The organism is Gellertiella sp. DMC107, from assembly GCF_056313605.1.
In genome coordinates this window covers 1,015,588-1,038,200 of sequence record NZ_JBQUZZ010000001.1, presented here as the reverse complement: position 1 = coordinate 1,038,200, position 22,613 = coordinate 1,015,588, and the positions used below count along the sequence as shown (strand labels likewise).

Here is a 22,613-nt window from a genome sequence, read left to right as displayed (position 1 = left end):
TCACGCCTGAAGCGAAGCGCCCAGAAGCAGAATTCCCATCAACAGCACAAATATCGCGCCGCCGATCTCGACCCCATGGCTGAGGATGCGGCCGGCGCGGCTTTCTGCGCCCGCCACCCGCAATGCGGCGCCCTTTGCCGTCACGGCAAGGGTGGCCAGTGCGGAGACGGTCATCGCCGTGCCGATGGACATGGCCATGACGGAGAGGATGCCGCCCAGCATCAGGCCGTTCAACATCGAGAAGCTCAGGACGAGCAGGGCGCCGGAGCAAGGGCGGAGACCGACTGCGATTATCGCGGACCAGGCTTCGCTTGGCCCGAAGCGGCTTCCGCCGAGGCTTGCGGGCGTTGCCACATGGGAATGGCCGCAGGATTCGCAGACGAAGCCTGCCGACGGCCCCTCCGCCGCGAAATCACCGAAGCCATGCCGGCAATCGGGGCCGTGAACATGCGGCTCAGCCCCGCCAGGTCCGAAAAGCGCGCCGGTTGCGGAGGCGCGAACCGGAAGGAGCTGCCTGATCTTCCGGAAGAGAAGCCAGGCGCCGAACAGGGCGATCAACGCAAAGCTTGCTCTCTCGAGCACGGTCGTGGCGCTGGTTAGCGAAATGCCCGTGCCGCGCAATACGAACCAGGCCAAGCCGATGGTAACGATTGCGCTCAGACCCTGGAAAAAAGCGGAGACGAAAGAGATGAAGATGCCGCGCCGAAGTTCGATCTCGTTTGCCACCATGTAGGAGGAGATGACGGCCTTGCCATGGCCAGGACCTGCCGCATGGAAAACGCCATACGCGAATGACAGGCCGATCAGGCCGGTCAGCCGGGCTGGGTCTTCCCGCATGGCCCTCAGCGCTGCGGTCAAGGCCCGGTAGAATTCCTGCTGGTAGGCATTCACCTTCATGAACAGACCGCCCAAAAGCCCCGTTGCGGGAATGGCGGGTTCGGCCGTGCCGATGCCGAGAGGGGACTGGGCATGGGCCATTCCGGCCATCAGCACGGCGCATGCCGCGAGCGACAGCGCCAGGGAACGAGTCCTCACGTTCAGCATGTCACCTCCAGCCGGGTCGCGAAGAGCTTGGACATGTTGGTGCCTGCCGGATCGTTGAAGAAGGCCTCGGTGAGACTGGCCTGATTCTGCTTCAGCACTTCGTCCGGGTCCGGGCGTATGACGGCCCGCTTGCAGCTCTTGAAGCCGTCTCCCACAGTGGCCATGTCCTCGTCCTTGGCGAAATCGATCGCCGTGTAGAGCGTGGGGTCATAGACACCGAAGGTCAGCTTGCCCTTGAGAGGCATGGGCGCCTCGGGCGTGACGGCGAAGAACATCAGGAGCTGCCCCTCCTGATAATCCACATGGATCGCATCAGGCGCCTTGACCTTCACCGGTTTGCCGTCGCCCGCCAGCGTCGTGTAATAGCTGTAATCGCCAAGCGAGGTCCGGACCGTCTTGCCCACCTCCTCCAGCTCGTCGGGATCGAGCGTGGCATTGCCGTTCTTGTCGAAATCCATGACCACGCTGGAGGAGAAGACATCGTCGAACCGCCAGACATTGCGCAGTTCCTGAATGAAGCCCTTGTCGTCGGCCACCACTTCCAGCCTGGCCTCCGCAAAGATGTGCGGATGGGCATGGGCTGCGCCGGGCGCAACGAGCATCAGGGCGGCGGCCAATGTGGTGCGCTTCATCGTTTCCCCCGGTTCGATCGGCGAATCACTGCCATCCGACTGGGGCAATTTTGCGAGCCTACTGCCGGAAGGGCTGGCACTGCTCGCTTTTCTTGAACCAGTTGGAGAGGTAGTCGACGAAAATGCGCACCTTGGCAGGCAGGTAGCGGCGATGGGGGTAGATGGCATAAATGCCCCGATCCTTGGGCACGGCTTCGTCGAACAGCGGCACAAGATCACCGGATTGAAGGTAATTCCAGGCAATGAAGTTTGGAACGACCGCAAGTCCCAGTCCCGCAATGGCGGCCCGGAGGCTGGCGCTGGGGCTGTTGACCTCGATCCGCCCCGAAATCGGGATGGAGATCGGCGCGCCCGTTTCCGATATCAGCTTCAGCGTGTTGTGGGATCGTGAATTGGTGTCGATGATGAAGGGCAGGGCGGAAAGATCCTGCGGGCTCTTCAGGGGTGGCTGGCTATTCAGGAATGCCGGCGTGGCGCAGATATAGACCTGGAAATCGGTCAGTTTGCGGGCGATCAGACCGGAATCCTCCAGCTTCGTGATTCGCACCGCCACGTCGAAACCCTCTTCGATCAGATCGACGAAACGGTCTTCCGCGACAATCTCCAGCGACAGGTCGGGATAGGCGGCCGCAAAGTCCACAAGAGACTGGCCGATCTCCGCATCCATGAAGGTGCGGGGCGCGGAGATGCGGAGCCGCCCCTTCAGATCCTGGTTATTCTCCCGAACCAGATCGGCAAGATTGTCGATCTCCTTCAAAATGTCGGCCGCCGTCCGATAATAGGTGTGGCCGGCCTCGGTCAGCGAAAACTGGCGGGTGGTGCGATTGATCAGCAGGGCGCCGATCTCGTCTTCCAGCTCCCGGACATATTTCGAAAGGAGTGCTTTCGAGCGCCCCACCTTGCGGGATGCAGCGGAGAAACCTTCCGCCTCGACCACATCGATAAAGGCCCGGATTCGGGTAAGGGTATCCATGGCAGTCTCCTGTTCATCGCTAGGGTGAACAATCGCCGCGCATCGTTCAATGTAAAATTTGATGAGGGGTGATTTTTCCGCTTGATTATGACAGGGAAAATTCCTATCTCCGCCTTGCCCAAAGTCGCACGTGCCTGTGGGTGTCCGCCGAACCCTCGATAAGGTGAGGAAATCGGTAAGGTACCTGGAATTAACCCCTCCAGTCGCTATTCCGGCCAACCGGGAAATGCGAGGACATCTTGAAGCAACGACGGTGCGGGCCTTTCTGGTGTCTGCCGGCTTTCCATCAGCCGGGGTTACTGTAGAGGCACACCCTCATTGCCGGACGTGCGGTCGGGTTCATCCCCCCAATCCAAGGCAGACAAAGCGGAACGTTACGCCCTGGCAGGCGTCGTTCCACCATACGCGCAGCTCGTGCGCATGCTTGGTTCCGGGGTCTCCACCGGCTGGTTCCAGAGCGTGTTCGCGTCTGCCCTTTGTCCTTCGGGTTTACCCGGAGATCTGACCATTGAAAGGGATGACCATGACCACTGCACGCATTCTCGACTTCATCAAGAACCGACGTCCCGAAGGCCCGTGCCTTGTTGTCGACCTCGACGTGGTCAAGGGCAATTACCATGCCTTCCGCCATGCCATGCCCGACAGCGCGATCTATTATGCGGTCAAGGCCAACCCGGCTCCGGAAATCCTCTCGATGCTCGCCTCTCTCGGCTCGAGCTTCGATTGCGCCTCTGTCGCCGAAATCCAGATGGCCCTCGACGCTGGCGCGACTGCTGACCGCATTTCCTTCGGCAACACGATCAAGAAAGAGCGTGACATTGCCCGTGCGCATGCGCTCGGCGTCAGCCTCTTTGCGGTCGATGCCCATGAGGAAGTGGAAAAGATCGCCCGTGCCGCTCCCGGCGCCCGCGTCTTCTGCCGCGTGCTGACCTCCGGCGAAGGCGCCGAATGGCCGCTGTCGCGCAAGTTCGGCTGCGTCCCGCAGATGGCTGTCGACGTGCTTGTCTATGCCCATCAGCTGGGTCTGGAATCCTATGGCGTTTCCTTCCATGTGGGTTCGCAGATGACGCAGGTCGATGCCTGGGATTCGGCGCTCGCCGATGCCAAGCGCGTCTTCGGTTCGCTGTCCAAGCAGGGCATCCACCTGAAGATGGTCAACATGGGCGGCGGCTTCCCGACCCGTTACCTCAAGGACATCCCGTCCGCCGAGGCTTACGGCAAGGCCATCACCGCAGCGCTGCGCAAGCACTTCGGCAACAGCATTCCGCTGACGATCATCGAGCCGGGCCGTGGCATGGTTGGCAATGCCGGTGTCATCAAGGCGGAAGTCGTGCTGATCTCGCGCAAGTCGGACAATGACGCCAACCGCTGGGTCTTCCTCGACATCGGCAAGTTCGGCGGTCTCGCCGAAACCATGGACGAGGCGATCCGCTATCCGATCCGCACCGTCCATGACGGGGGCGAGATGGAAGATTGCGTGATTGCCGGTCCGACCTGCGACAGCGCCGATGTTCTTTATGAAAAGAACATGTATCCGCTGCCGCTGTCGCTGACCATCGGCGACGATGTGCTGATCGAGGGTACGGGTGCCTATACCACGACCTATTCGGCCGTCGCGTTCAACGGTTTCGAGCCGCTGAAAGCCTATGTGATCTGATCACGGCCGCCCCGGCCTGCCGGGGCGTGCCCTTTTCACCATCATCGTCATTACCGGTAACGGATCGGGTACGGGAGGCCAAGATGGCCGCTGTTCTTCTGTCTGCGCGTGCGGCTGCACGCTCGTCCACCATTGTCATCTGCGAAGAGCGGGCCGGGGATGTTTCCGGGCGCGAAGCGCTGCTCGACCGCGCCATGGGCGAGGGCCGCAAGCGCAAGTCTTCGGAAAAGCTCCGTCGCAACCGGCTTCCGGCCGAGGGGCTTGCGCTTTGCGCCCGCAACGAGGAGGGCGATCTGGTCGGCACCGTGCGGCTTTGGCATGTCCATGCCGGCATGGATCGCGAGGGACGCCCGGTAGAGGCGCTGCTCCTCGGGCCGCTGGCGGTCGATCCGCGTGCAGAAGGAAAGGGTATCGGCTCGGCGCTGATGGGCGAAGCCATCGATCGCGCCCGCGCGGCCGGCCATGGCGCCATCCTGCTTGTTGGTGATGCGCCCTATTACGTCCGGTTCGGCTTCTCGGCGGACAAGACCGCGCATCTGGTGATGCCCGGTCCGTTCGAGCGCAACCGTTTTCTCGCGCTGGAACTGGTGCCGGGCTGGCTGGATGGAGCCGCAGGCCTGCTGACCGCGAGCGGCACGCCGGTGCAGCACGGATAATGGTGCGCTCCGCATTCTTGTGAGGCGTCGAGCGCGCGACAGCGCCCCTGCTCATCCGGGCAGGGGCGCTTTTTTCGTGCTGAACCCGAAAGGGCCGCCCTCCCGCTGGCCGCTTTTCGCAATCGTCAATTATCCCGTTGTTTTTTCGCCACAATCCCCCGTTCTGACGGCAAGGACCATTAGACAAAAATAATATATTGATCTGGCTCAACTCGACTCGTGTCTGCCGGTGCCATTCCAGTCCCGCGTAACAAGAAATGGCTCTTTAAGGAGAGAAGAGATGACCAAGACCCCGTGGATCGCTGCGCTTGCCGCTTCCACCCTGCTTTCGTTCGGCGCCTCCATGGCTGCCGCGGCAGATCTGACAGCCCAGCCCGATCCGGCACCGGTCGCGACGGAAATTGCCCCCGCGCTCAGCCCCTGGCAGATCCGTGTCCGTGGTCTTGGCGTGATCACCAATGACAGCGGCTCGGTCGACGGCGTTGCCGGCTCGGATCTTTCCTACAGCGACAGCGTCATTCCGGAACTGGATATCAGCTATTACTTCACCGACAATGTCGCCGCCGAGCTCATCCTGGGCACGACCTATGCCGATATCTACGGCGAAGGCAGCCTGGCCGGCCTCGGCCGCGTCGGCCGCACCTGGGTCCTGCCGCCGACCCTGACGCTGCAGTATCACTTCACCGATTTCGGCAACTTCAAGCCCTATGTCGGTGCCGGCGTGAACTATACGGTCTTCTACAACCAGGAGCCGGATGCCGCCAACAGCCTCAAGGTCAAGAACCAGCTCGGCGCCGCCCTGCAGGTGGGTGCAGATTACATGCTGGACGACCATTGGGGCGTCAACGTCGACGTGAAGAAGCTCTTCCTGGAGCCTTCCTTCGATGTGAATGTCGGCGGAACGGACCTGTCCGGCAAGGCCAATCTGAATCCCTGGATCATCGGTACCGGTATCACCTACCGCTTCTGATCGCATCGGCAAATTTCCGCGTCCCGATCGCCCTCCGCGTCGGGACATGCGGGGCGGCGGGCCTCCTTGGCAAGGTGGAGGTCCGCCTTTTTCTTGTTTGGCGATCCGATAAGGGGAAGGGTCAGGCGGAGATATCGATCACGCCGCAATCGCCCGCTTCTGACGCGAAGGCCAGCAGCTTGCCGTTGCCGCTCCAGCTCATGGCGGTGATGGCGCCCTTTCCGGGGCGGCGCAGCAGCGCTTCCTTGTTGTCGGCAAGACGGACGCCAAGCACCATGCCATCGATATAGCCAATCGCCAGAACCTCTTCCGCCGGGTGGAACGCTACGGACGTCACCAGAATGTTGGCGCGCGTGCCAAGCTCCAGCGGAGCCTTGCCCATCGGGCCATCCTTGCCGGAAAACGGCCAGACGATCGCGGCGGGGGCTCCGGTCGTCGCCAGCCACTTGCCCTTCGGCGACCATGACGTTCCCTTGACCTTAGTGGGGTATCCGGTCATGCGCATGTGTCGGGTGTCGGAACCCGGCTTGCTATCGAGCTTCCAGCCGTGCAGGGCATTTTCCTGCATGGTGGTCACGACAAATCGGCCATCGGGTGAGAAGGTGACGCCCGTATGAGCGCCTTTCCATTCGAGATCCACGGGCTGACCACCCGCGACCCAGTGCAGCGAGACGCCATTGTAGCGCGCAACCGCGAGACGCAGTCCCTTCGGCGCAAAGCCGAGCCCTTCCACCGTCCGTTCTTCGGCAAATTCCGCCCGCTTGCCATCGGGATGCAGCACGGTGCTGATTTTGCCATGCGCGAAGGCCGCAACGCCCGAGGGGCCAGCTGCAACGACCGTTATCCACTTGCGGCGGATATGCGCCAATTCCCGGGTGCTGCCATCGGGGTGGTTGCGAACGACCCGTCCGTCTTCGCCGCCGGTGATCAGCGTGCCATTGCCCGCGTCGAAAGCGGCGGAGAGCAGACCTTCATGGGCCTTTGCCGTCTGATGCCCCATGTCCAGGCGGTGGATCGTGCCATCGGCCCCGGCAAAGACCGGCACCTGCCCCAGAAACTGGGCGGTGACCACATGGCCATCGAGATCGAGCGGCGCGACAGTCGGCATCAGGCAGTCTCCACGATTTCCCGCTTGTCCCAGCTGAAGAGGCGGGTTTTCTCCATTGCGATGATTTTCATCTCGTCGTCGAAGGCGTAGCAGAACCAGCGGTTCCATTCGCGCTTCAGCCAGTCCATGCAGATCGACCGGGAGCCGCCTTTCAGCGAGTCCACCGGCAATAGTGCATAGACGAGGCCCGCCTTGTAGCCGGAGACGACCACAAGGCCAAGCCCACATTCTTCATCCAGCGGTTCGAAAACCATGAGATCGACCGGGGCAGAACCGGGGCCGAGATCGTAATTTTCCGGCAGGCGCAGGATATCGCCGGTGAAGAGAGCCTCCTCACCGTATTCCGTCAGAAAAGGCATGTATCAGGCGGCCTCGCAGGCCTTGAAGCTCTTTTCCAGCTTCTCGCGGTCCAGGTTGCGGCCGATGAAGACGAGACGGCTCTCGCGCTTCTCGCCCTCCTTCCACGGGCGCTGGTGATCGCCTTCGACAATCATGTGCACGCCCTGCACCACGTAGCGCTCGTCATCGCCCTTGAAGGAGATGATGCCCTTGAGACGGAGGATGTTCGGCCCGTCCGTCTGGGTGACCTTCTGGATCCAGGGGAAGAAGCGATCCGGGTTCATCTCGCCGCCACGCAGCGAAATCGAGCTTACCGTCACGTCATGGATCGGTGCCATTTCCGGCTTGTGATCATGGCCGTGGTGATGATGGTCATGGGTGCAGCCGGGACCGCATTCATGGTCATGGTCATGGTGGTGATGGTCGTGATCGTGGCCATGGGCGTGGTGATGATGATCATGGCCATGATGGTCATGGTGGTCGTGATCGCAATCAGGCCCGCAGACATGGTCCGGATGGTCGTGATCGAGGAAATGCGGATCGTTTTCCAGGGCGCGTTCGAGGTTGAAGGCGCCTTGATTGAGGACCTTGGACAGCTCCACCTTGGAGCGCTCGGCCCGGTGAATGCGGGCCGACGGATTGATGGCGCGGACCGTCGCCTCGATGCGGGCAAGTTCTTCCGGGGTCACAAGATCGGTCTTGTTGACGATGACCACATCGGCAAAGGCGATCTGGTCCTCCGCCTCGCGGCTATCCTTGAGGCGAAGCGGGAGATGGCGGGCATCGACGAGGGCGACGACGGCATCGAGCTCGGTCTTGGCGCGAACATCGTCATCCATGAAGAAGGTCTGGGCGACGGGAACCGGATCGGCAAGGCCGGTGGTCTCGACGATGATGCCATCGAAACGGCCGGGGCGGCGCATCAGGCCTTCGACCACGCGGATCAGGTCGCCGCGCACCGTGCAGCAGACGCAGCCATTGTTCATCTCGTAGATTTCCTCGTCGGACTCCACGATCAGGTCGTTGTCGATGCCGATTTCGCCGAACTCGTTGACGATGACGGCATATTTCTTGCCATGGCTCTCGGTCAGGATGCGGTTCAGGAGCGTCGTCTTACCGGCGCCGAGATAGCCGGTCAGCACGGTAACGGGTGTGGGTTTCGGAAGGGCTGCTTCGGTCATCGGAACCTCGATTGAACTGGCCGGCCACAAGGGACGGGAAGAAATGCTTGCGTTCATATAAGGGGTGACCGGTCCGACTTCAAAGGCTTTTGCTGCAGGACGGGCGCCGCGCCCGTGGAAAGGCGCGGCGCGGTAAGGGATCAGTTGGTCAGGGCCGCCTTGTTATCGGTGGCGTAGGTGCGCAGGCTGCGGGCGGGTTTGCCGGTCAGCTTCTCCACATCGCCCGATATGCCGGCCGTCCAGCCTTCGCGAACCGGATGGAAGATGGCGGCAAGGAAGTGGGCGTAATCGGAGGGAACGCCCGCGCCGGTGAGGATCGACACGAAGGTCTGGTCGTCCACCGGCTGGTAGGCAATCTTCTGGCCCGTGACCTCGCTGAGAAGGGCTGCGGCTTCGGCATAGGAAAGAGCTTCCGGGCCGGTCAGATTATAGGCGGCACCATCGAAGGCGGAGGAGGTGAGAAGGGCGACGGCGCTGTCGGCGATATCGCGGGTATCGATAAAGCTCGATTTGCCTTCGGCGGCAGGAACCGCGATGGCGCCATGGCGGATGCCCTCGCGCCAGTAGGTGTGGAAATTGTCCGAGAACCAGTTGGGGCGGATGATCCCATAGGGCGTGCCGGAGGCGATGAGCTTCAGTTCGAGCTGCCGGTAGGGAATGCTGTCATCGGCATCGACACCCAGGACGGTCATCAAGACGACCTTGATCTTGCGTGCCGCGGCGGCCTCGATGACGGGCGACAGCAGACCGACGGGATCGAGATAGCCGGCGGGGACATTGGCGAAAACCCGGTCGACGCCGTCAAGTGCTGCCTCGAGCGCCGCCGGGTTGGCGAGATCGAGCGCTACGGATTCTGCGCCAGAGACGGCCTTTGCGCTGCGGCTGACCGCCTTGACCTTTTCGCCGCGGGCTACGAGAGCTGCCGCCACCTTGCTGCCGATCGTGCCGGTGGCTCCGAGCACGAGAACTTTTCCTGCCATTGTCTTCTCCTCTGGTATCGTTTAGAAACCACGTTGATGGTGGAAACCAGATATGAAATATGCAGAAAGGTGTAAAGAAGGCACCTGGAAGTGACATGGTTACCGGGACGAAACCGGGACGGAGCGGATGATGGAATTCAATGTCTATGCGGAAAACTGCCCGACGCGCATGCTGCTGGACCGGCTCGCCGACAAATGGGCCATGCTGATCCTGAAGCGGCTTTCGGATGGAAAGATGCGGTTCAACCAGCTCCGGCGCGAGATCGAGGGGATTTCGCAGAAGGTGCTTTCCCAGGTGCTGAAGAAGCTCGAGCGGGACGGTCTTGTCACGCGCACGGTGTTTCCCACGGTGCCTGTGACCGTCGAATATGAAATCACGCCGCTCGGCCAGACGCTGAAATCCACCATCGGCGCCCTCACGCTCTGGGCAGAGGAAAACATGCCGCGCATTCTCGAAGCGCAGCGACGCTATGACGGGGTTGTGGAGAGCGAAGCGGCCTAGCGAAGCAGATCCGCATCAAACGCCGCCACATCGTGAAGAAGGGCGACCAGACCGGCCACCGCATGGTCGAGCAGTCGTTCGCCTTTTTCCGCCGTGGCCACCGCGGCATTTCCGGCGGCTCCTTGCGGATTGAGATCCCGCATCTTCCAGCCGAAGGCATGGGGTCCATAGGCGCGCAGATGGGCAAAGCGGCGTTCGAAATCGCGCTGCCGGGAAGGAAAATTCCGCGCCAGTGCCATGTGGACCCGGTGCGGCGCCAGGGCCAGCATGACCGAAGTCTCGATGTCGCCCGCATGAATGTCGATCGCCTTGTCGGCGGGCGCCATGAAGCCCTCCGGCACGCCGAAACGGGTCCAGCTCGTTGCCACCACCAACATGTCGAAACGGATGCGGGCTTCGGTCGCGACGATGGTAAGCAGCGGCGAATTGCCTCCATGGGCGTTGAGAAGGACGAGTTTGCGAATGCCGCGCTCTCTTTGGGCTGCGGCAATGCCGATCCAGCGTTCGATGGCCTCTGCATAGGTGAGGCTGCGCGTGCCCTCTACATCCATGTGCTCGATGGAATATCCAACCGGCTCGACGGGCAGAATGTCCACCTTCAGTTCCGGCGGCAGCGCGGCAGCCAATCGGGCGGCCACTCCGGCAGCGATGATCGTATCCGTCTCGAAGGGCAGGTGCGGCCCATGTTGCTCATGCGCCCCCAAGGGCAGGACAGCGATCGTTTCCTCAAGAGCCATGATGCTGATTTGCCTTTCTTTCTCTGGCGATTGTTTCTGGCCTCGTCTAATGTCCGCTCTGGTCGGATGGAATTCAAGCCACGGTCCGCTTGGGCGGCAGGGGAGAGGCTGCGTGGGAAAGAAAAAGGACGAAAAGAAGAAAAACGGCAAGGAGAAAGCGCCCATCGAGCAGGTGATGGCGGATATTCCGCAGGCCATTACCCAGGCTGCCCGCTCCATGCGTACGGTTCTGTCCCGCAACCTGCTCGATGCCGGTCTTTATGCCGGCCAGGACGGTGTCATGCTGGCACTCGCAGGCGAAGACGGCCTGACGCCCGGCGGTCTCGCCCAAAAGCTCGGGGTCAAGGCTCCCACCATGACCCGCACGATCGGGCGTATGGAGGCCCAGGGTTTCCTGATCCGCCGTGCCGATGGGGCGGACCAACGGCTGACAAAAGTGTTTCTTACCGATGCCGGCCGGGAGCGGCTCGAGAAAATCGCCCGCTCTGTGGAGACCTGCACCGCGCAGGCGCTGGCCGGTTTCAGCGGCAAAGAGATGCGCAACCTTCTAAAGCTTTTGAAGGCGGTGGATGAAAATTTGAAATCGGACGGTGAAATTGTTGCGCTTCAAGTTAACGACGATGAGGAATGAGACGGGGATTTAGCCCTCTACCCCAAAAGACAGATTGATTTTCAAACCACAACAAATTATTTAAATTGTTTAAATGGGCTCTGGCCCATGGGCGTTGTGTTTCGGGAGGGCGCATGGCTCAGAAGGTGAAGCTTTCGACGATTGCCGAATCGCTCGGCATTTCGACCGCAACCGTATCGCTCGCCTTGCGGGACAGCCCGCTCGTTGCGGGCGCCACGCGCGACCGGATCAAGGATCAGGCGCGGGCTCTCGGCTACATCTACAACCGGCGTGCGGCCAGCCTGCGAACATCCCGTTCGGGCATTATCGGTGTCGTGGTGCACGACATCATGAACCCGTTCTACGGGGAAATCCTCAAGGCGATCGAAAGCGAGCTGGATCGCAGCCGCCATACGTTCATTCTCTCGAACCATTATGATTCGGTCGAGAAGCAACGCACCTTCATCGAAACACTCCTCCAGCTTGGCGGGGACGGTCTCATCGTTTCGCCGGCCATCGGCACGCCCTCGGAAGACCTTCGCCTGTCGGAAGACAATGGCATGCCGGCCATCCTGATCGCCCGTTCCATGGAAGGCGTGGACATGCCGACCTTCCGGGGGGATGACAGCTATGGCATCTCGCTTGCCACCAACCACCTCATCGGCCTCGGGCATCGTTGCATTGCCATGATTGGCGGCACCGACCAGACCTCGACGGGTCGAGACCGCTACCAGGGCTATGTGAACGCGCTGAAGAAGGCCGGCATCGAGGTCGATCCCGATTTGCGCATCCCGGGCCCCCGCACCAAACAGGGTGGCTTCGAGGCGGCGGTGCATTTTCTGTCCCTGCCGCAAAAGCCGACCGCCGCCGTCTGCTGGAACGATCTTGTGGCCATCGGCCTGATGAACGGCATTGCACGCGCCGGGCTGGTGCCAGGGCGCGATATTTCCGTCACGGGTTATGACGATCTGGAAGAAGCCTCCATCGCGACGCCCGCGCTCACGACCGTATGGAACGGTCAGGCGGAGGTGGGACGGCTTGCGGCGCGCGCGCTCCTAGACCGGCTCGATGGCAGCCACGAGCCGGACGGTATTCATCTCATCAAGCCGGAAATGCGCATCCGCCAGTCAACCGGGCCGATCCGCAAGGATTAGCTCTCAGGCTTTTGCCCGGGTTGCGGCATAGGCGTGGACCGCCTTGCCGAAATCCTCGAAAAGGCGACGCGAAGGCGTGTCTGTTTCCGCCCAGTATTCGGGATGCCACTGCACGCCGACGGCGTAGCCCTTCGCGTCGATGACCGAAACCGCCTCGATGGTGCCGTCCTCTGCGGTCGCCTCGACCTGGAGGCGAGGGGCGATGTCCGATATCGCCTGGCGATGCAGGGAATTGACCTGAACTTCACCGGTGCCGAGCGCCCGCGCGATGCAGCTCCCTTCCTTGATATAGACCGGCTGGCGGATGGAATACATCACGTCTCGGTCAGGCGACACCGGCTTGCGGTGATCCCAGATTCCCGGCTGCTCCTGAATCTCGGAGGCGAGGGTGCCGCCGAGCGCCACGTTCAATTCCTGGATGCCGCGGCAGATGCACAGGAGCGGAACCGCCCGTTCTATGGCGCGACGGATGAGGGGCAGTGTCGTTGCATCCCGGGCGGGATCGAAGGGGCCATCTTCCGGTCTTGCCTCCTTGCCATAGAGCGAGGGATGCACATTTGTCGCGGAACCGGTGACCATGAGGCCATCGACGCGGTCCAGAATGTCGTCCGGGTGATTGCCTTCGAGCAGCGCGGGAATGATGAAGGTCTGCACATCGGCCACCTTCACCGCAGCGCGGACATATTGCAACTGCACCGCATGCCAATCCGTCCCGTCGAACGCCCTGATGTCGGCTGGAACGGCAATAATGGGTTTCGGCATGACAGGCTCCGCTTGATGTGATGCGATTTTGAGAAACCAGAAATGAAATCTTGTCAATGCCTTTCCGGGCCGCTTCAGCCAAAGCGGGGCAAGCGCGGTTCAAAACCGGAATTTCAGGGTATCGCACAGGTGTCTTTTCTCCTGCTGCCCGCTTGAAACCAAGGTCGCAATAAGGATAGTTTTTGTAGTGGTTTATAATGGCCGCAACGCGAAATTCGCATCCATGTTCAATAATATAAGGGGAGGTTGCTTTGGATCGTCGTACATTCTTTCGCAAGGCGGGGGCTGCCGGGATCGGTGCCGCCGCGGCCACTGGGTTGGCAGCGCCTGCCATCGCCCAGGAAAATCCCAAGATTGCCTGGCGCCTGACCTCCTCATTCCCCAAAAGCCTGGATACGATCTACGGCGGCGCGGAAGATGTGGCCAAGCACCTGGCCGCCGCCACCGATGGCAATTTCACCATCCAGACCTTCGCTGCCGGTGAAATCGTGCCCGGCTTGCAGGCCGTGGATGCCGTGACGGCCAATACGGTCGAAATGGCGCATACCTGCTCCTATTACTTCTGGGGCAAGGATCCGACTTACGCCATCGGTACGGCCATTCCCTTCGGTCTCAACGGACGTCTGCAGAACGCCTGGTTCAACCAGGGCAACGGCAATACGCTGATGAACGAGTTCTACGCGACGCAGGGCCTTTACGGTCTTCCGGCCGGCAATACCGGTGCCCAGATGGGCGGCTGGTTCCGCAAGGAAATCAATACTGTCGACGATCTGAAGGGTCTTAAGATGCGCATTGCCGGCATGGCCGGCAAGATCATGGAAAAACTCGGGGTCGTTCCCCAGCAGATCGCTGGCGGCGACATCTACCCGGCGCTGGAAAAGGGCGCGATCGATGCGGCGGAGTTCGTCGGCCCCTATGACGACCAGAAGCTCGGCTTCGAAAAGGTCGCCAAATACTATTATTATCCGGGCTGGTGGGAAGGCGGACCGGTGGTGCATGCCTTCATCAATCTTGAAAAGTGGAACAGCCTGCCGAAACATTATCAGGCCGCGCTGACCGATGCTTGCGCCTATGCCAACACCAACATGATGGCGCGCTACGACATGAAGAACCCGCAGGCCCTCAAGCAGCTTGTGGCCAACGGGGCGCAGCTGCGGCCCTTCAGCCAGGAGATCCTGGAAGCCTGCTATGAAGCGGCCCTTGGCGTCTATGCCGAAATCACCGCTGCGAATCCGACATTCAAGAAGATTTACGACGATCAGTTGGCCTTCAAGAAAGATGCCTATCTCTGGATGCAGCTGTCCGAATATACCTTCGATACGTTCATGATGATCCAGCAGCGAGCCGGCAAGCTGTAAGGCTTCGGAATTCTGCGTCGCGCGATGAGAAACCCGGCTCAAGGCCGGGTTTCTTTTTGACTTCAGATCTTGGGCGGCTGGCTGAGATCGATGGCCGGGGCGGGCGCGGCGCCGGGCTGCTGCGGTGCCGTGCCCGGCAGACCATTCAGCGACGGCAGACCGAGACCGGGCAGACCGTTCTTGGTGTCGCTTCCCGGCGGCGGAAGGGAAAGGCCGCCATTGCCGAAGGCCGGGATCTCGATCTTGATGGAGTTCGGATCGACCTTGGGCGAGTTGTCGAGCCAGTAGGTCACCGATTGCGGCCAGAAGATGACGATGGCCACCAGGATCAGCTGCATCGCCACCCAGGGGATTGCGCCCATGTAAATATCCGATGTTTTCACCTGATCGCGCGGAGCGATGCTGCGCAGATAGAAGAGGGCGAAACCAAAGGGGGGATGCATGAAGCTCGTCTGCATGTTGACACAGAGCAGAACCCCGAACCAGACGAGGTCGATGCCGAGCGACTGGGCGACCGGGGCCAGCATGGGGATGATGATGAAGGCGATCTCGAAGAAATCGAGAAAGAAGGCCAGGATAAACACGAAGATGTTCACGAAGACCAGGAAGCCGATCGGTCCCCCTGGCAGGCCCGAGAGCATGTGCTCGATCCATAGCCCGCCATTCATGCCCTGAAAGACAAGACTGAAGCAGGTCGAGCCGATCAGAATGAAGACCACCATCGTGGTGATGTGCATGGTGGTCTGCATGCCCTCGCGGACCAGTTTCCAGCTCAGGCGGCCATGCATGGCGGCGAGGAGCATGGCGCCGACCACACCCAGCGCCCCGGCTTCCGTGGGCGTGGCAAGCCCGATGAAGATCGTACCGAGAACAAGGAAGATCAGCACGATCGACGGGATCATGCCGGCAAGCACCTTGAAAACAAGGGCAACATCGAGCTTGCCACGGGCCTCGGCCGGAAGCGGCGGCATGTAGTGCGGTTTGAGGATCGAAAGAACCGCGATGTAGAGAATGAAAATGGTTACCTGAAGGATCGAGGGCCCGATGGCGCCAAGATACATGTCACCCACGGACCGGCTGAGCTGGTCGGCCAGCACCACCAGCACCAGGGACGGCGGAATGACCTGGGTAATGGTTCCCGAAGCCGCGATGACGCCGGTTGCCAGACGCTTGTTGTAGCCGTAGCGAAGCATGACGGGCAGCGAGATGACCCCCATCGTGATGACCGAGGCGGCGACCGTGCCGGTAATGGCGCCGAGGATCGCCCCCACCACGATCACGGCATAGGCCAGGCCGCCGGGAATGGCGCCGAAAAGCTTGCCCGTCCCCTCCAGCAGATCTTCTGCAAGCCCACAGCGCTCGAGAATGGCGCCCATGAGCGTGAAGAAGGGTATGGCCAGAAGCAGGTCGTTGGAAATGATGCCGAAGAACCGAAACGGCAGGGAATGCAGAAAGACCATGTCGAAATGACCGGTCGCCACGCCGACGAGGCCAAAGAACAGGCCGACCGCCGAAAGCGAAAAGGCAACCGGAAAGCCGTAAAGCATGAAGGCCACCATGCCGAGAAACATCAGCGGCGGCAGAATTCCAAAATCGAACATCAGAAATCCTTTGCGCTCTCGGTTTACTGCAGGGGCTTTTCATATTTGGTGTCGAGCGTGAGGTGGCCGGCAATGGCCGCGATCCGCTTGATCAGCTCGGACATGCCCTGAAGCGAGAGGAGGGCGAAGCCGGCAACCAGCACGAGCTTTACCGGCCAGCGGATCAGGCCTCCGGAATTCTGCGACATTTCTCCCTGATGCCAGGAAAGAGAGAAAAAGGGCCAGCACATCCAGGCCAGATACAGAGCCGCCGGAATGAGGAAGAAAAGAAAGCCGATGGCATCGATGAAAAGGCGCGTCCGCTCCGAAACGCTTCCATAGATCAGATCAACCCGCACGTGCTCGTTGCGCTGAAGCGTGTGGGACGCGCCCATCAGAACCACAAAGGCAAAGAGATACCATTGGATTTCCAAAAGCGCGTTGGAGCTATAGTTGAACATATAACGAGACACGGCATTGCCAGCGGAAATCAGGCAGCAGAAGAGCACCATATATTCCGCCACCCATCCAATGGAGCGGCTGAGGGCATCGATAAATGCGCTAAGTTTCAGGATCGTGGGCATGGCACCTCCCGTTGCCTTACGACTGGCTGCTCCAAAACAAATCGGATCAGCTTTTCTCATCCTGAAGTGTATCCAATCGAAATGCTACCCGGATGGCAACAGAACATTCCAGAATATATACAACCTCTAAAATATATAATGAGTTTATAAAGTAATCTTTGGTTATTTAAACTGCGGCTCGCAGCCGGGGGTTTTTGGGGAATTTCCCGTCTGAAGAATGGTTTTTCGGCAGTTTCATCAATCGGCTGTGAAGGTCTATTTCGAAGCGCTCTTTTTTATCAGATCTTGGAATAATAAACTAAAAATTGTGATTTGTTGAAATCATTCGTTAAAATCTTGCGGATAGATTTCTGCGCAGTCGAGCCTGTGGCGGGCTTGGCAAAAATCAGGCCCTACCGTTTGTCAGGCTCATCAGGACGCCCGGCTGGTGGTGGCTGGGGGGACTCCTCATGAGGATTCAGAGTCCGAACGCCGTTCCGACAGATGTCTATCTGTCCTTCGTCAGTTCGCTTTTCGGTAACCGGCAGACGCTGTTTACCGGCATGATCGTCCATATCCTGACCTATGCCGCTGTCTACGCCAAAACCGGCGACCGCTTTTACGTCAATCTGACGGCTGTGTTCGTTGCCGTGTGCATTTTCCGGATCTACTGGTTCCAGAAGTTCGATTCCACCGTAAAGTCCGGGCTGACCCATCGCGAGATATCCCTCTGGGAAAACCGCTATCTCTGGGGCGGCGTCACCACGACAGCCATTCTGGGCATCGGCAGCGCCTATGCCATTGCCTTTGCCCGTGACCAGTTCGCCATTCTCGCCTGTGTGGCCGTCACGCTCGCCTCCATGGTTTCGGTGGTCGGCCGCAACTACGGTTCTTCCAAGGCGGTGAACCTGCAGACCCTGACCGCATGCCTTCCGATCATGGTCGGATTTGCGCTGGTTTCCGATCCTTTCATGGTGGCTTTTGCCGGGCTGCTGATTCCCTTCCTGCTCACCACGCGGATGATGGCCAACGGCGTCCGCGAGTTCCTCTACAACAATGTGATCGCATCGCGCGAGAAGGCCGAGCTGGTCGACCGGTTCGACATGGCGCTCAACAACATGCCGCATGGTCTGTTCATGCTGGATGCCAACAACCGCATTCTGGTGGTGAACCGCAAGGCGTGCGAGTTGCTGAAGCTCGGTGATCAGGAACGTCTGAAGGATTGCGATCTCGAACTGGTGCTGCGCTATGGCGCCCGGCACACCTTTATCGATGGATCGCTGCCGACCCTCATTCAGAGGCAGCTCGCCCAGTTGGTGGATGGCACCCTGTCCCGCACGCTCATACAATATGCCGACGACCTGTTCCTTGAATTTTCCGCGAGCCGCCGTCCGGATGGTGTCGTCGTGCTTATTTTCGAGGACGTCACCGCGCGCGTCCGCGCCGAGCGCCGGGTTCTGCACATGGTGCGGTACAATGCGCTGACCGGCCTGCCGAACCGCGAATATTTCGCGGAACTGGTTCAGGAGCGCCTGGCCGCGCTTCCGGTCGACCAGTCCGTCGGTCTTCTGGTGCTCGATGTGGACGAGTTCAAGCATGTCAACGACATGAAGGGGCATGTGGCCGGCGACCGGCTGCTGTTCGAAATTGCGCAGCGGCTGGAAGATACGGCCGGATACGAGGCAATCGTCGGTCATCTCATGGGTGACCAGTTCGTCGTCTTCCTCAGCCAGCCTGCCGGTCATGACGCGCTGGAAGCCGCTATCCGCACTCTCCATGCATCGATGCGGGGCAGTTACGATGTCTTCGGGTCGCAGATGCGCATTTCCTTCAGCGCCGGTGCCCTCGTTACGCCCCGCTCGCAATTGCGGATGGAGGAATGGCAGATCAAGGTGGATCTCGCCCTTTTCGAGGCGAAGTTCAAGGCGAAAGGCACCTGCGCCTTCTTCGAACAGGAAATGGATGCGCGCTACATCGATCACCAGCGCCTGAAGGTAGAGTTGCGCGATGCGGTGGAAGAGGGCGCGCTCAGCGTTCTTTACCAGCCCATGTACCGGCCGGATGGCAGCATGGTGGATTGCGTGGAGGCTCTCAGCCGATGGATCCATCCCGAGCGAGGCGCCATTCCTCCGGGCAGCTTCATCCAGCTGGCAGAAGAAATGGGGATCGTTTCCGATATCACCCAGTTCGTCATCCGCCGCGCCTGCCTGGATTGCGCCTCCTGGGATGCGGATATTTCCGTCTCCATCAACCTCTCGGTTCATGACCTGCGCAACAATCGCATCGTCGGTGTGGTCGAGCAGGCCCTGGCCGAAAGCGGCCTCGATCCCGAGCGCCTGCATCTCGAAATCACCGAGACCTGCCTGGTCGAGGAGCCTGCCACGGTGCACAGCATCCTCACCACCTTCCGGAACCGGGGCATCACCATCGCCCTCGACGACTTCGGCACGGGATTCTCGAGCCTGAGTTATCTGGATACGCTGCCGGTCGACGTGGTGAAAATCGATCGGTCCTTCGTCCGCAATATCTGCGAGGATACGCGGCGGCTGAAATTGCTCCGCGGAACGGTCAATCTCACGCGTGAACTGGGCCTCGGCATCATTATCGAAGGCGTGGAAACCGAGGACCAGCTGGAGCTGATCAACCGTTATCGATGCGCGGATTTGATCCAGGGCTATGTCTTCTCCGTTCCCGTGCCGGCTGGCCATGTGGCCGCCCTGGCCGAGGAGCAGGCCCGGCGCCTGGCGCAGGCCGCCAACCGGGCCTAATCGCCTGCAAACCGTCTCCGGCGACGTTTTCCCCAGGGGGCTTCAACCTGTGAATGTTTTATTAACCATGTTTATTAACCATAAGAAGTAGAAATTAATTAAAAATATAATCAATAGTTGTCAATTTGTCGGCAAACTCGCATTAAGGCTTTGTTAACGAAGCGGAGATTGCGATGTTGGAGTCGGCGACGGTCGAAGGAAATTTTTCCCGCAAACTCATGGACCTTCTCGACCGCGTGGAATACCGCCGCATCGAGACGACGGAAGATATGGAGGAGGTCGCCCGTATCCGTTACAAGGCCTACAAGATGGCCGATATCCTGACCCTCAAAGGCACGACCCTGATCGACGATATCGACTTCGACAGTCACGCCTATAATTTCGGTGTCTATTTCGAAGAGCGGTTGATTTCGACGGTCCGCATTCACCACGTCACGCCCGATCACCGGGTGAGCTCGACGCGCAGCGTATATCCTGACGAGATCGATGCCTTCCTCGATGCCGGCATGTCGCTGATCGATCCCGTGCGCTTCGCGGCGGATCCCGCCATCATGCGGGAAATGCCCGCCATTCCTTATTTCACCTTGCGCATCGCAACCATGGCGACCGATTATTTCGATGCCGACCGCGTGTTGCAGCTCGTCAGTCCCCAGCATGCCGCCTTTTACAAGCGGGTCTTCCTGGCCAATACGATTGTCGAACCGCGCAAGAACTGCGGCAAGTACAATATCGAGCTCACGCTCATGTCGACGGATGCCAATGCCATTCGCAGCGGCCTCTACGAGCGCTATCCGTTCTTCCAGTCGGGAGCGGTCGAGCGACGCCTGATGTTCGGGCGCGGGCCCAATGCCGGAATGTCGCCACTGACGATTCTTCCGACGGCCCGTCTCGTCGCGCAGCAGGCGCGCATGCGCGGCGCCCTCAATGCAGCGCTCGGCCAAAGCCTCGGCACGGTCCGCGGGTGACCATGGACAGGATCAAAAGCCGCAGCCTCTCGGCTCACAATCCGACGGAAGCGGGATTGCGTGCCGCGCCGGGCTGCGCTATTTCCTGAAACAATAGCCAGCGGGTGGCTTGCGAGATGGGGCGTCCGCGGCAGGATTTGAATGGTCAGGTCAGGCAGGCCAACGGCCTGCTACCCCTCAGGGAGACGAGAGAATGAGCGAACATCACACTGGTCCGGTCGAAACGGGTGCTCCGATGGATTATCGCGAGCATGAACGGACTTATGCCGGTTTTCTGAGCGTCGCCAAGTTCGGCACCGCTGCCTGCATCGCCCTGATGGTGGCCATGGCCGCGGGCTTTTTCACGGCTGGCGGCTGGATTGGCGGCATCGCCACCTTCATCATCCTGTTCATCGCCAGCATCGTCGTCCTGCGCTGAATCGATTCTTTCGTATGTCTTTGGATCCCCGTGCCTCCCGCAGGCGCGGGGATTTTCTTTTTCTTGGCGGCACCAGCTCCATAACAAAAAAACCCGACCAGAGGCCGGGTTTCTCAATCGTAAGGATGCGGGAGCGATCAGCCTGAAACCTTGCCGCGGGTGCGGGCGAGGCCGTCCTTGGCGGGCTGGTACTTGGGATCCAGGCCTGCGGCATGGGCATAGGACTTGGCAGCCTTCTTCAGGTCGCCGCGACGCTCGTAGATAAGCGCCTGGTTCGCCCAGGACTCGGCAATCTTGTCATTCAGTTCGATCGCGTGGTTGAAGTCCGCGAAAGCGTTCTCATCGTCGTTCAGCGCCACATAGGAGATGCCACGGCCGTTGTAAGGCTCCGGCGAATTGGGAGAGAGCGAGATCGCCTTGGAGAAATCGTCGATTGCCTTCTCATGCTGACCGCGCTTCTGGAAAATCAGGCCCCGATTGTGGAACGCGCGACCATCGGTCGTGTCGAGCTGGATGGCCTGGTTGAAATCGTTGAAAGCTTCATCGATTCGGCCGGCCTGACGATAGATGTTTCCGCGGCCGATCAGCGCGACGTCATAGGATGGGTTGAGCTTCAACGCCATGTTGTAATCGTTCACCGCATCCGCCGGCTGTCCGATGTTGCGATAGGCAAGCGCACGGTTTGCGTAGGCCTGATAGAAGCGCGGGTTGATCTGAATCGCCTTCGAGAAATCGTCGACGGCAGCAGAGAAGTTGCCGGCGCGACCATAGGCGGAGCCACGGACATTATAGCCCTCGGGATCCTGCGGGTTCTGGTTGATCAGAGCGGTCAGGGAGGAGATGTTCTCGTTCGAGCCCTGCGCCTTCTCCACCCGGATCACATCATCGCTGGAAGTGGTGTTGCATCCCGTCAGTCCGATGGCGCCGAGGCCGAGAAGGGTTGTGACCAGCAGGGCACGGCCCGAGACGGCGGCGGAACGGGAAGGGGAGGCGGGCTTGAAGGTCATATCGGCCATTGGCGTTATCGGTTCCTTGGCTGCAATCCCGGCGGCCATCAGGGGCCCTCAGGGACATCATGCGGCTTTGCGTTTTCCTGCGGCGCGGAAGGCCGCGGGACGACCCCCATGGGTCAGAGGAGGTGTCTTCTCCAGCGATAGCGCATTTTCAACCGGCGAGGAAGAAAGCTTCAACCCTAAAGGCCTTTTTTGCTCCGCATCTCGCCTGAGAGGTGGAAAGCCGGACCGGTTCAAGCGGCGACCGCTCATCAAAAAAGGCGGCGGCGATTCAGATCGCCCCCGCCCGTGGTATGCAATGTCGTCGGCAAGACGATATCAGCGACCGGTACGACCACCGCTGATCAGGCCTTCGCGCTGCATGCGCTTGCGGGCCAGCTTGCGAACGCGGCGAACGGCTTCAGCCTTTTCGCGGGCGCGCTTCTGAGACGGCTTTTCGTAGTAATCGCGCATCTTCATTTCGCGGAAGATGCCTTCGCGCTGCATCTTCTTCTTGAGCGCCCGGAGGGCCTGATCGACGTTATTATCGCGGACGAGTACCTGCACGTGAAATCCCATTCCTTGTCTTGGTTGCTTGCCAGCTGCGAAAGCCCGCGGCAAATAAAAACACGTTCGTTCGGCGGGAAGGCCGATCGATTGGGGA

At 60.3% G+C, this 22,613-nt stretch carries 23 protein-coding genes; 10 read left to right on the top strand and 13 right to left on the bottom strand.

Annotated elements, in window-relative coordinates; genetic code table 11:
* Genes ACT54B_RS04850 through ACT54B_RS04840 form a run of 3 tightly spaced genes read right to left on the bottom strand, consistent with a single transcriptional unit; the run spans position 1 to position 2,649 of the window.
* Complete coding sequence (locus ACT54B_RS04850; RefSeq protein WP_476043208.1) at positions 1-1,044, bottom strand: nickel/cobalt transporter; 1,044 nt, start codon at positions 1,042-1,044, stop codon at positions 1-3.
* Positions 1,038-1,676: a DUF1007 family protein gene (locus ACT54B_RS04845; protein WP_476043207.1), complete on the bottom strand. Its 639-nt coding sequence runs from the start codon at positions 1,674-1,676 to the stop codon at positions 1,038-1,040. Before ACT54B_RS04845 ends, ACT54B_RS04850 begins: the two co-directional genes overlap by 7 nt.
* Positions 1,677-1,734: 58 nt before the next feature.
* Positions 1,735-2,649: a LysR family transcriptional regulator gene (locus ACT54B_RS04840; RefSeq protein WP_476043206.1), complete on the bottom strand. Its 915-nt coding sequence runs from the start codon at positions 2,647-2,649 to the stop codon at positions 1,735-1,737.
* Positions 2,650-3,172: 523 nt separating this feature from the next.
* Here ACT54B_RS04840 and odc2 point away from each other — a divergent pair.
* From odc2 to ACT54B_RS04825, 3 genes are all read left to right on the top strand, one after another.
* A complete protein-coding gene (gene odc2 / locus ACT54B_RS04835; RefSeq protein WP_476043205.1) occupies positions 3,173-4,306 on the top strand; it encodes an ornithine/lysine decarboxylase in 1,134 nt (377 codons plus the stop codon).
* An 83-nt stretch (positions 4,307-4,389) separates the two neighbouring features.
* Positions 4,390-4,962 carry a GNAT family N-acetyltransferase gene (locus ACT54B_RS04830; RefSeq protein ID WP_476043204.1) on the top strand — a complete coding sequence of 191 codons (573 nt, stop codon included), beginning with the start codon at positions 4,390-4,392 and terminating at the stop codon, positions 4,960-4,962.
* Between the two features lie 280 nt (positions 4,963-5,242).
* Positions 5,243-5,932 (top strand): OmpW/AlkL family protein, encoded by a 690-nt coding sequence (locus tag ACT54B_RS04825; protein ID WP_476043202.1) that lies wholly within the window; start codon positions 5,243-5,245, stop codon positions 5,930-5,932.
* 121 nt (positions 5,933-6,053) lie between these two features.
* Here the strand turns inward: ACT54B_RS04825 and ACT54B_RS04820 are convergent, their stop codons facing one another.
* The 4 genes from ACT54B_RS04820 to ACT54B_RS04805 all read right to left on the bottom strand — a co-directional run bounded on the left by ACT54B_RS04820 (position 6,054) and on the right by ACT54B_RS04805 (position 9,540).
* A complete protein-coding gene (locus ACT54B_RS04820; protein WP_476043200.1) occupies positions 6,054-7,040 on the bottom strand; it encodes a WD40 repeat domain-containing protein in 987 nt (328 codons plus the stop codon).
* A complete protein-coding gene (gene imm45 / locus ACT54B_RS04815) occupies positions 7,040-7,399 on the bottom strand; it encodes an Imm45 family immunity protein (protein WP_476043199.1) in 360 nt (119 codons plus the stop codon). The genes ACT54B_RS04820 and imm45 overlap by 1 nt, the downstream gene beginning before the upstream one ends.
* Positions 7,400-7,402: 3 nt before the next feature.
* Positions 7,403-8,560, bottom strand: a complete 1,158-nt coding sequence (locus tag ACT54B_RS04810) for a CobW family GTP-binding protein (protein WP_476043198.1) — start codon at positions 8,558-8,560, stop codon at positions 7,403-7,405.
* Positions 8,561-8,700: 140 nt separating this feature from the next.
* Positions 8,701-9,540, bottom strand: coding sequence for an SDR family oxidoreductase (locus ACT54B_RS04805; RefSeq protein ID WP_476043197.1), 840 nt, complete (start codon positions 9,538-9,540; stop codon positions 8,701-8,703).
* Between the two features lie 130 nt (positions 9,541-9,670).
* Here ACT54B_RS04805 and ACT54B_RS04800 point away from each other — a divergent pair, with 130 nt between their 5' ends.
* On the top strand, positions 9,671-10,042 hold the full coding sequence (locus ACT54B_RS04800; RefSeq protein WP_476043517.1) for a winged helix-turn-helix transcriptional regulator: 372 nt from the start codon (positions 9,671-9,673) through the stop codon (positions 10,040-10,042).
* Here the strand turns inward: ACT54B_RS04800 and ACT54B_RS04795 are convergent.
* On the bottom strand, positions 10,039-10,779 hold the full coding sequence (locus ACT54B_RS04795; RefSeq protein ID WP_476043196.1) for a creatininase family protein: 741 nt from the start codon (positions 10,777-10,779) through the stop codon (positions 10,039-10,041). The two genes, ACT54B_RS04800 and ACT54B_RS04795, sit on opposite strands and share 4 nt — an antisense overlap.
* A 112-nt stretch (positions 10,780-10,891) precedes the next feature.
* Here ACT54B_RS04795 and ACT54B_RS04790 point away from each other — a divergent pair, with 112 nt between their 5' ends.
* Complete coding sequence (locus ACT54B_RS04790; protein ID WP_476043516.1) at positions 10,892-11,410, top strand: MarR family winged helix-turn-helix transcriptional regulator; 519 nt, start codon at positions 10,892-10,894, stop codon at positions 11,408-11,410.
* A 113-nt stretch (positions 11,411-11,523) separates the two neighbouring features.
* Positions 11,524-12,543: a LacI family DNA-binding transcriptional regulator gene (locus ACT54B_RS04785; protein WP_476043195.1), complete on the top strand. Its 1,020-nt coding sequence runs from the start codon at positions 11,524-11,526 to the stop codon at positions 12,541-12,543.
* A 3-nt stretch (positions 12,544-12,546) separates the two neighbouring features.
* On the opposite strand, the gene ACT54B_RS04780 is transcribed toward ACT54B_RS04785, so the two are convergent.
* Positions 12,547-13,305 (bottom strand): gamma-glutamyl-gamma-aminobutyrate hydrolase family protein, encoded by a 759-nt coding sequence (locus ACT54B_RS04780; protein WP_476043193.1) that lies wholly within the window; start codon positions 13,303-13,305, stop codon positions 12,547-12,549.
* Between the two features lie 251 nt (positions 13,306-13,556).
* On the opposite strand from ACT54B_RS04780, the gene ACT54B_RS04775 reads away from it, so the two are divergent.
* Positions 13,557-14,663, top strand: a complete 1,107-nt coding sequence (locus ACT54B_RS04775) for a TRAP transporter substrate-binding protein (RefSeq protein WP_476043192.1) — start codon at positions 13,557-13,559, stop codon at positions 14,661-14,663.
* A 62-nt stretch (positions 14,664-14,725) separates the two neighbouring features.
* Here ACT54B_RS04775 and ACT54B_RS04770 read toward each other — a convergent pair whose 3' ends face one another.
* Both ACT54B_RS04770 and ACT54B_RS04765 read right to left on the bottom strand, forming a co-directional pair.
* Positions 14,726-16,264: a TRAP transporter large permease gene (locus ACT54B_RS04770; protein ID WP_476043190.1), complete on the bottom strand. Its 1,539-nt coding sequence runs from the start codon at positions 16,262-16,264 to the stop codon at positions 14,726-14,728.
* Between the two features lie 23 nt (positions 16,265-16,287).
* Positions 16,288-16,827 carry a TRAP transporter small permease subunit gene (locus tag ACT54B_RS04765; RefSeq protein WP_476043189.1) on the bottom strand — a complete coding sequence of 180 codons (540 nt, stop codon included), beginning with the start codon at positions 16,825-16,827 and terminating at the stop codon, positions 16,288-16,290.
* 449 nt (positions 16,828-17,276) lie between these two features.
* Here ACT54B_RS04765 and ACT54B_RS04760 point away from each other — a divergent pair, with 449 nt between their 5' ends.
* The 3 genes from ACT54B_RS04760 (at position 17,277) to ACT54B_RS04750 (ending at position 20,957) form a co-directional block, all read left to right on the top strand.
* A complete protein-coding gene (locus ACT54B_RS04760) occupies positions 17,277-19,574 on the top strand; it encodes a putative bifunctional diguanylate cyclase/phosphodiesterase (protein WP_476043187.1) in 2,298 nt (765 codons plus the stop codon).
* A 173-nt stretch (positions 19,575-19,747) separates the two neighbouring features.
* Positions 19,748-20,539 (top strand): N-acyl amino acid synthase FeeM domain-containing protein, encoded by a 792-nt coding sequence (locus ACT54B_RS04755; protein WP_476043186.1) that lies wholly within the window; start codon positions 19,748-19,750, stop codon positions 20,537-20,539.
* A gap of 193 nt (positions 20,540-20,732) precedes the next feature.
* Positions 20,733-20,957 (top strand): aa3-type cytochrome c oxidase subunit IV, encoded by a 225-nt coding sequence (locus tag ACT54B_RS04750; protein ID WP_476043185.1) that lies wholly within the window; start codon positions 20,733-20,735, stop codon positions 20,955-20,957.
* 137 nt (positions 20,958-21,094) lie between these two features.
* On the opposite strand, the gene ACT54B_RS04745 is transcribed toward ACT54B_RS04750, so the two are convergent.
* Together ACT54B_RS04745 and rpsU are read right to left on the bottom strand one after the other, a co-directional pair.
* Positions 21,095-21,973: a tetratricopeptide repeat protein gene (locus tag ACT54B_RS04745; RefSeq protein ID WP_476043183.1), complete on the bottom strand. Its 879-nt coding sequence runs from the start codon at positions 21,971-21,973 to the stop codon at positions 21,095-21,097.
* Between the two features lie 315 nt (positions 21,974-22,288).
* Positions 22,289-22,516 (bottom strand): 30S ribosomal protein S21, encoded by a 228-nt coding sequence (gene rpsU, locus ACT54B_RS04740; protein WP_183364897.1) that lies wholly within the window; start codon positions 22,514-22,516, stop codon positions 22,289-22,291.
* Between the last annotated feature and the right edge of the window lie 97 nt (positions 22,517-22,613).

What these genes read in the sequence shown, in the direction of transcription:
- ACT54B_RS04850 (WP_476043208.1), bottom strand. Translation starts at nt 1,044, where the DNA reads ATGCTGAACGTGAGGACTCGTTCCCTGGCGCTGTCGCTCGCGGCATGC.
- ACT54B_RS04845 (WP_476043207.1), bottom strand. Translation starts at nt 1,676, where the DNA reads ATGAAGCGCACCACATTGGCCGCCGCCCTGATGCTCGTTGCGCCCGGC.
- ACT54B_RS04840 (WP_476043206.1), bottom strand. Translation starts at nt 2,649, where the DNA reads ATGGATACCCTTACCCGAATCCGGGCCTTTATCGATGTGGTCGAGGCG.
- odc2 (WP_476043205.1), top strand. Translation starts at nt 3,173, where the DNA reads ATGACCACTGCACGCATTCTCGACTTCATCAAGAACCGACGTCCCGAA.
- ACT54B_RS04830 (WP_476043204.1), top strand. Translation starts at nt 4,390, where the DNA reads ATGGCCGCTGTTCTTCTGTCTGCGCGTGCGGCTGCACGCTCGTCCACC.
- ACT54B_RS04825 (WP_476043202.1), top strand. Translation starts at nt 5,243, where the DNA reads ATGACCAAGACCCCGTGGATCGCTGCGCTTGCCGCTTCCACCCTGCTT.
- ACT54B_RS04820 (WP_476043200.1), bottom strand. Translation starts at nt 7,040, where the DNA reads ATGCCGACTGTCGCGCCGCTCGATCTCGATGGCCATGTGGTCACCGCC.
- imm45 (WP_476043199.1), bottom strand. Translation starts at nt 7,399, where the DNA reads ATGCCTTTTCTGACGGAATACGGTGAGGAGGCTCTCTTCACCGGCGAT.
- ACT54B_RS04810 (WP_476043198.1), bottom strand. Translation starts at nt 8,560, where the DNA reads ATGACCGAAGCAGCCCTTCCGAAACCCACACCCGTTACCGTGCTGACC.
- ACT54B_RS04805 (WP_476043197.1), bottom strand. Translation starts at nt 9,540, where the DNA reads ATGGCAGGAAAAGTTCTCGTGCTCGGAGCCACCGGCACGATCGGCAGC.
- ACT54B_RS04800 (WP_476043517.1), top strand. Translation starts at nt 9,671, where the DNA reads ATGGAATTCAATGTCTATGCGGAAAACTGCCCGACGCGCATGCTGCTG.
- ACT54B_RS04795 (WP_476043196.1), bottom strand. Translation starts at nt 10,779, where the DNA reads ATGGCTCTTGAGGAAACGATCGCTGTCCTGCCCTTGGGGGCGCATGAG.
- ACT54B_RS04785 (WP_476043195.1), top strand. Translation starts at nt 11,524, where the DNA reads ATGGCTCAGAAGGTGAAGCTTTCGACGATTGCCGAATCGCTCGGCATT.
- ACT54B_RS04780 (WP_476043193.1), bottom strand. Translation starts at nt 13,305, where the DNA reads ATGCCGAAACCCATTATTGCCGTTCCAGCCGACATCAGGGCGTTCGAC.
- ACT54B_RS04770 (WP_476043190.1), bottom strand. Translation starts at nt 16,264, where the DNA reads ATGTTCGATTTTGGAATTCTGCCGCCGCTGATGTTTCTCGGCATGGTG.
- ACT54B_RS04765 (WP_476043189.1), bottom strand. Translation starts at nt 16,827, where the DNA reads ATGCCCACGATCCTGAAACTTAGCGCATTTATCGATGCCCTCAGCCGC.
- ACT54B_RS04760 (WP_476043187.1), top strand. Translation starts at nt 17,277, where the DNA reads ATGAGGATTCAGAGTCCGAACGCCGTTCCGACAGATGTCTATCTGTCC.
- ACT54B_RS04755 (WP_476043186.1), top strand. Translation starts at nt 19,748, where the DNA reads ATGTTGGAGTCGGCGACGGTCGAAGGAAATTTTTCCCGCAAACTCATG.
- ACT54B_RS04750 (WP_476043185.1), top strand. Translation starts at nt 20,733, where the DNA reads ATGAGCGAACATCACACTGGTCCGGTCGAAACGGGTGCTCCGATGGAT.
- ACT54B_RS04745 (WP_476043183.1), bottom strand. Translation starts at nt 21,973, where the DNA reads ATGGCCGATATGACCTTCAAGCCCGCCTCCCCTTCCCGTTCCGCCGCC.